Here is a 355-nt window from a genome sequence, read left to right as displayed (position 1 = left end):
CCTCGACCGCCGCGAAGGCCGCCGCTGACGCCTATCCACTCACGATGCCCGTGTACGCCGCGAACAATCCGGTGATCACGAGCCCGGCGCTCCGTTCCGCGTACGCGTCGCTGATCACGTTCGCTGTCAGCCCAGCTGCACAGACACCTGGAACGTCGGTCGGCGCGCTCCCGGACGGGTTCGCCCCGCTGCCGGCCGCGTGGATCTCGACCGCGACAGCGGCCGCGACCGCGATCCAGAACGGAACCGCTCCCGCGGTGCCCTCGTCCACGACGACCCCGGCACCGTCGTACGTCGGCTCGCAGCCGAACGTCTACAACAACTCGTCGGGGCCGACGCTCGGGTCGACCTCGAC

1 protein-coding gene is annotated in these 355 nt (G+C 70.7%); it reads left to right on the top strand.

Features of this window, described 5'->3' with window-relative positions; genetic code table 11:
- Positions 1–44: 44 nt before the first annotated feature.
- On the top strand, positions 45–355 hold a 311-nt coding region (locus tag ASG00_RS10305), incomplete at its 3' end, for a hypothetical protein (protein WP_200930910.1).

It is taken from the genome of Microbacterium sp. Leaf351 (assembly GCF_001423825.1).
Taxonomy (GTDB): Bacteria; Actinomycetota; Actinomycetes; order Actinomycetales; family Microbacteriaceae; genus Microbacterium; species Microbacterium ginsengisoli.
The sequence above is the reverse complement of the archived record's forward strand: the minus strand, read 5'-3'. Positions and strand labels throughout refer to the sequence as shown.